Annotated in this window: 1 protein-coding gene; it reads right to left on the bottom strand. The window is 70.0% G+C overall.

Annotated features, from left to right (window positions below; all coding sequences use genetic code 11):
• Positions 1-195: 195 nt before the first annotated feature.
• Positions 196-6,537 (bottom strand): AAA family ATPase, encoded by a 6,342-nt coding sequence (locus ACFVGO_RS09275; RefSeq protein ID WP_380631243.1) that lies wholly within the window; start codon positions 6,535-6,537, stop codon positions 196-198.
• Positions 6,538-6,564 lie beyond the last annotated feature (27 nt).

Below are 6,564 nucleotides of genomic sequence, written 5' to 3'. Positions count from 1 at the left end.
AACGGAGGGGGAGAAGGGAAAAAAGGCGAGGGTGGGGCTGGGGTTGGCTAGCAAAACGCGCGTGGGGCCACTACACCCACAAGAAGAGGAACGAGAGGGACGGGAACGAAGCCACCTCCCCCTCCCCGGCCCCGGCATCGAAGGGTCGGCCTCGTTACCTGGTACCGGGTGCCGTTCCTTCCGACCATGGTGTCCTCATTGCTCCGCTTCCAGCCGTATGACGGTGTCTCGGATGACGATCGGCGCGGAGGCCCGTTCGGACAGGACGTCCAGCAGGTCGGGGCGGATCACGACTGCGCAGCCGGTCGTCCGTGGCCACGGCAAGCGGTAGGCGCTCCGCTCGTACTCGGCGCGCCAGCAGATGAGCCGCAGGGCCGGACCATGGTCGTCGTCCAGTGTCAGCGGGCCTCCGGATGTCAGGCACAGTGCGGCCCGCAGCCACGGGGTGGGTGTCAGTGCGAAGCCGGGCAGCCCCAGGCCTTGGGCGGCGTCTGCGGCGGCGGTCATGGCGCGGTCGAGGCCGAGGAGCGCTGTGGCCGTCGGGGTGTCAGCGGCGGGGTGCTGCCCCGGCCGTCGGGACCACTCCTCGAGGTCTCCCTTCGCGAAGGGGAAGGTGCTGCTCTGCTGATTCCCGGTGTCGGTCACTTCCGGGCCTGAGCAGGTCACGACGGTCAGGCCGGTTGTGCGAGTGTCCGGTGACAGGAACTTGCGTTCCTCCACGGAAGCGAGGATGCGCCAGCCCGGGAGGGTCTGTCCGGTGAGGACGGCGGCTTGCGCCAGGGGCCGTGTGGAAGTGGTCTCGGTGGTTGTTGCAACCGTCGGGGTGTCCGGGTCGGACGGGTCGTCGGGGCCGGGTGGCAGCCGGAGGTCGGGGCGCGGCCAGCGTGCTACTTCGAAGGCCAGCGGGATGCGAGGGTGGTCTGTGAGTACGGCGGCCAGCTGGTCCTCCCAGACGGCCGGGTCGCTCGTCCCCAGGCCTTGCGAGAGTCTGTGCGCGCGGCTGCCCGCCGCCACCGTCTGGATCGTCTCTTCGATGGTCTCTTCGAGGGCGAGGTAGGCGTCGGGCAGCTCGTCCTCGTCGGCACTGCGGTTGGCGCGGTGCAGGGCCTTGTTCCTCTCGATGGTGCGCTCGGTGTCGAGCTCGCGGCGGACCTTGGCGAGGACCGCTCGGATCAGCCCGGACTGCAGTTGCTCGGCTTCGTTCAGCCGCGCGCGGGCCACTTCTGCGACCATCCCCTTCACGAAGTGGTCTTTCTGGCTGTCTTCCTGCGCAGCGGAGGTCCACAGGCTGCTCAGCGGGGTAAGCGCTGCCGGATCCGAGGGTCCCAAGGGCACGTCGGCCGCATCGGTGAGCAGCCGGCGGGCGAGGGCGCGGACGGTGAGCAGCGGTCCGCGGGCCAGTGCTTCGAGTGCGTGCTGGCAGTGGTCCACGACGAGTTGGGCTGCGGCGCCCTGCTCATGGAGGAGGCACAGCAGCCACATCAGGGTCGCCGGATCGGAGAGTTGCTCCAGTGCGAGGGCCATGGCGGGTGCCGTGGCTTCGGGGCGCAGCGTGATCAGGGACCGCGTCGCAACCATCGCGCGGCGTTTGCCTTCCCGGTCCGCGTGTGCAACTGCGGCCAGTGCCGCGGTCGCGAAGGCGCGATCGAGATCGCCGGGTGCGGGGGTGCCGTTGTCGTTGTCAGGGGCGCGGTAGGGGTGCTGGGGGTCGTCGCTGTCGTGGACGCGGGGTGCTCTGTTCTCGATGATCGTTGCGGCTTCGTCCCAAAGGGCGAAGGCCAGGTCGAGAGAGCCGTTTGGGGGCAGGCCGAGGGCTTGGTGGGCGAAGGCGAAGACCAGTGCCTGGGTGATGCCGTGGGTCCCGTACCGGCCAGCGCCCACCACTGCTTCGACCTCTTCGGTGATGACGCGGTGGGTGAGGGCGGGGTCGAGTTGAGAGGCCGTGCGAAGGGCGTCGAGAGCTGTCTCGCCTCCGAAGTTCAGCCATCCGCCTTGTCCGCGGGTGCGTACCCAGGTCAGTGCGTAGGCTTCGGCGGCGAGAGTGTCGTGGCCGTTCTGGTGGAGCTTGTCCGCGAGTTGGCGCAGCAGGAGCGGGCCGTCCCGGAAATCGAAGGGGCCCGCGATGGCGCGCAGGACTTGTGCGGCCTCGTCAGTCTGTCCTCGGGTGATCAGGTCGAGCAGGCCGTCGCCGACGAGGTCTGTCATCTGTTCGAGCGTGTGCTGTGGTGCGCCGGCCCCGTACGGGCTCAGGTGCCATGCGCGCAGTACCCGGATCAGGCCGACCGGCTCGGAGGGCGCGGGCGACAAGGCGGCAGGTGAGGTCGGCGGCGGAGCGGCCGGCTGCGCGGGGATTGGTGTGCTGCGGAGGCTCTGGGACTCGTCGGTGACCAGTGGTTCGGGCAGGGGGGTGAGCTGCGGGGCGCCGATGCGTTCGGCGACGGCGTTGAGTTCCGCGACAAGCTGCGCGTCGGTCGGCCTGGTCTCGTCGGTGGAGGAGTCGCGGTTCGCTTGCCGCTCGTCGGCCCTGCTCAGTGCGAGGCGCAGCAGTTGTGGAACGTCGTCGGGCGTGGAGGGGCCGATTGTCCGGGCGAGCCGGTCCAGAAGTGCGGCGTCGGCTTGGAGGAGCGGGCTGTCCAAGGTGATGCGGAGCGCGGTTGCCGCGACCGGGTCGGCAGTGTCGCTCCACGCGCGCCAGAGGTCTTCTCGGGCGCCGTGGAGGAGGGTATTCGGGCCGTTGCAGTCACTGAGCAGGCCGGCGGCTGCGAGATCGGCAAGGGCCGCGGGGTCTGCCCCGGCCAGGACGCTCCACCACCGCGGACGGGCGGTGTTGGTCTCCTTGCCGTCCGTGTGAAGGACAAGGCGTTCGCACAGCGGCTGGATGCGCGCCACCCGCGCCCGCCCCCGGGCCGGATCCGCAGCGACCAGGGCGGGCAGCGGATCCAGGACCTCGTAGACGGTGTTGTCCTTGTGCCAGCCGTAGGCCACCAGGAAGCGGCAGGCCGCCAGCCAGAGTTCCTCCGCCTCGACGAGGTCGTCGGCGATGAGGGCGAGACGCGCGTGGATGAGACGGTAGCGGGCGAGGTCGCTGTAGAAGCGTCCGCCGGCCTGCTGCAGGAACTCGTTGCGGACGGCTTCGTCAACGCCTGCCCGCCGTGCGGGCGTGGTGTGCTCGACGGCAATCGTCAGGAGAGTGTCGGCCGGCAGCGGTCCGCCCATCTCGCCGCGCACGCTGACGCTGATTTCCCGGCTGACGTGGATGAGGGTCTTCCACGCTTGTGGCCAGTCCTGGTCGGACACGAGGGCAGCCGCTCGGCGTACCGACTCTTCAATGAGCGGATGGATCGGGTAGAGGTCGCAGGCGCGGGGTTTGCCGGTGAAGCGGCCGAGGTCTGCGGTCAGGAGCCCGAGGGCTTCGATGACCAGGCCGGACCGGGTGGGTGTTTCGGCGGCTTCGGCGCGGGCGAGGGCGATCGCGAACCGCAGCCAGCAGGGGTACCAGCCGGGCCCCTGGACGAGAGAAGGTGCCGCGTCCAGGGCGATGGGGTCGGTCCGTGCCGTGACCGCCAGCGCGTCGAGCCACCTGGCCACGGCCACGGGACCCCACCGGACCTGTTCGTTCTGTACGTTGTATGTCAAGGAAAACAAGGCGTCGCGGGCCGTCGAAGTCTCGTCTGCCGCAAGGCCTGCGGCAAGATCGGCGGCGACGACCCCCAGCGCGAGCAGCCGTTGCGCCGTTCCCATCACATATCCCAGGTCGGCGGCCTTCTGCGCCCAGTCCGCGGCGCTGCCCGCCGCCTCGGGCACCGCGCCTGCGGCGATCTGCTCGGCGAGCGCGAGGCATACCGGGCCGCCCGTCTCAAGGCGCGGCACCAGGTCGGTGACGGCCTCCATGCCGACGGTGTCGAGGAGCGTCTTAACGACGGCGTCTGCCGCCGCCTGGTCACCCCGTTCGTCGAACCACTCAGCGATGCGGTCCAGCGACACCGGCCGGCCGGGCCCGTCCTCCTGCGGCTCCTCCCCTGTCCCCTGATCGGTCGCCGACAGGCGCAACCGGCCACGCAGGTATGCCAGTTCGACGGCCCGGTCGGACTCCGCCCCGTAGGAGGTGTTGTCCGATTCCGCCTCGTGGTCGTGCGTCATCATGTACGCGTGCCACGGTGCCACGGCACCTGCCTCGTCGAGGACGGCGCACATCTGCAGACCCGCCCGGGCGGGCATGACGGTCCGCCCGTCGTGCAGGAGCCGATCCGCCAGCGTCTGAGCCCCCATCAAGGCGATCGGCACGTCGGCGAATTCCACCAGGTCCGAGTCGAAGCGCTCGAACTCGAACGTCTGCGCGGCCCTCGCCAGTTCGACACAGCGCACGACGAGGGGCCAATTCGCTGTCCTGGCGGCACAGCGCACGCCGGTGGCCAGGTTGTCCCTGATCGCCGAGGCCGGGTGGGCGGTGGCGACAGCACGGGCGACGAAGTCCCGCCCGATGTGGTCGAGTACCTCCGCATCGCGTCCCGCTTCGGCGAGGATCTGCAGGAGACGGCGGAAGGCCCGCGGGTCGTCGAACAGTCCCTTCCCGGTCAGCCAGGTGGCGATCAGCGCCAGCGTCGATTCCAGGGCCCCAGGGTCGTTGTCGTAGCCCAGGCGCAGGTAGCGGGCGAATGACTCGTGGTAGACGCGGATTTCGCCGGGTCCGGCCGTCCCGGAGAGTACCGGGGCCAGCACTTTCAGCGCGTCGTCGATCCTGTGCGCCCGGTCCGGGATGATCTGCCCGAGCTCCTCGCGGGTGACGGACACGCCGAGCAGGGCGATAATGTCCGCGACGACGTCGGCTTCCGCGCCGAGGGTGTCGTAGAGGTGGTTGTAGTAGCCCTCCAACGATCCCTGGTAGGCAGGGAGCGCCCGCACCACTGCCGCGGCTTTCGTTATCGTCTCCGGCCGGAGGGCGACCTCGCGGCAGAGGTACGTCGCGTACAGGGCGTTTCCGCCCGAGCGTTCCTGCAGCGCGTCCAGGAAGTCGGTCACGTCGCGGTCGTCGGTCAGGAGCGCTTCGGTGCGCTCGTCGTCCGCCGCCGGGACGAGTTTGAGTCGCTGGGCGACGGCGCGGCACTCGTGCGCGGTCAGTGGCGGCACGGAGACGGAAGCCGCCCCCGTGTCCTGGAGGGGGACGAGGTGGTTTCCGGGTTGGCTGAGGACGATGAGGACGCTGCCGGGCGGAAGGGGCAGCGAGCCGAGGACCGCGGCGAGAGCCAGGGACGGATCGGCTCTCCTGGTCCTTCCTCCTTGTACGCGGGTGACGTGGTCCAGTCCGTCCACGACGAGCGCCACGCGCCGGGTGGGGTCCTTGCGCAGAGCGGTGTCCACCGCCGTCGTCAGTGCTTGCGCATCGGCGGCGAAACGAGGGCGCTGCTCCTGGACGAGGTCGGGGTCCGACTCGGCCAGCCGGCCCAGCAGGCTGCCGAAGACCGTTTCGGTGACCACCCGGGTCAGCTGGTCGCCGTCGGCGTCGCCGAGGTAGCAGTAGTGCTCGGCGACCAGCCATCCGTCACCGGTGAGTTGGTCGACCAGCTGCTGGCACGCCCAGGACTTGCCCTGTCCCGGAGGGCCCGTGACCAGCAGGACTCCCCCGTCGGCTGCCGCTGTCCCGGCCGCTTCCGCCAGGACGCCGACCGTGGCGGGCCTGGCCACTTCCAGAGCGCGGTCGACAGGGTTCGCGCGCACGACGGCGCCGAGGTCGCTGCGCAGTTGGGCCTGGCGCATTAGCTCGCGGGGTGTCATCTCGCTTCCGCGCTGCCGTGCGGAGCGGACCGTTCGGATCAGCGCCTCGGCGACATCCACCGGTGAGCGTCCCTCGTTGGGGTAGATCCCCGCGCCGAGCTCGCCGCGCACCCGTTGGAGGAGAAGCTGTTCGGCCGGCCCTGGCTGCAGGAGGTCCGTCGTCATGGCCGGCGCGCCGACTTCCACCACCAGGTGCTCGCACAGCCATTCCAGGTCCTGCTTGGACACAGCCGTGTCACCGCCGGTCAGGAACCCGAAGACGTTGCCCGCTTTGCGTCGGCCCCGCGCGGGCAGGTCGAACCCTCGCCAGAGGGCTTCCGCGTCGAACCGCAGCAGTGTGGTGTTCATCCCCGCCAGGAATGGCACGTCAGAGGAGCGGGCTGGCACCATCACCGCGTTCAGTACAGCATCGTCCGGAGGTGCGTCGCGCATCACGATGCGCAACCGGTGCGCGGTGGCGCCCGCCCCGGGGCCGTCCCGGTCGGCGACGGCAGCCGCCACGAGGCGGTCCAGCATCAGCCCGCGATTGTCGGTCGTGAACGTGGCGTAGCCGAGGGGGCCTTCCTCGTCCGAGTGCTTGAACTGCGTCCGCTCACGGGATCTGTCCGCGTTGATCACCGTGAGGTCGTCGAAGCGATCGTCCGCCACCAGCTTCTCATCGACATGGACCCTGGCGATCCCGCCGAGCAGCAGGTCGACGACGCGGCCTGCCTCCATCAAGTCCTGGTACTCGTACCCGCGGTGCGCGGCAGTCAGATCACTCATGTCGGCAGCATTCTCCACCGTCGACCA

Source organism: Kitasatospora sp. NPDC057738 (assembly GCF_042798815.1).
In the GTDB taxonomy this organism is placed as follows: domain Bacteria; phylum Actinomycetota; class Actinomycetes; order Streptomycetales; family Streptomycetaceae; genus Kitasatospora; species Kitasatospora lactacystinica.
The sequence above is the reverse complement of the archived record's forward strand: the minus strand, read 5'-3'. Positions and strand labels throughout refer to the sequence as shown.

Coding starts and splice junctions, on each gene's coding strand:
- ACFVGO_RS09275 (WP_380631243.1), bottom strand. CDS start 6,537: ATGAGTGATCTGACTGCCGCGCACCGCGGGTACGAGTACCAGGACTTG.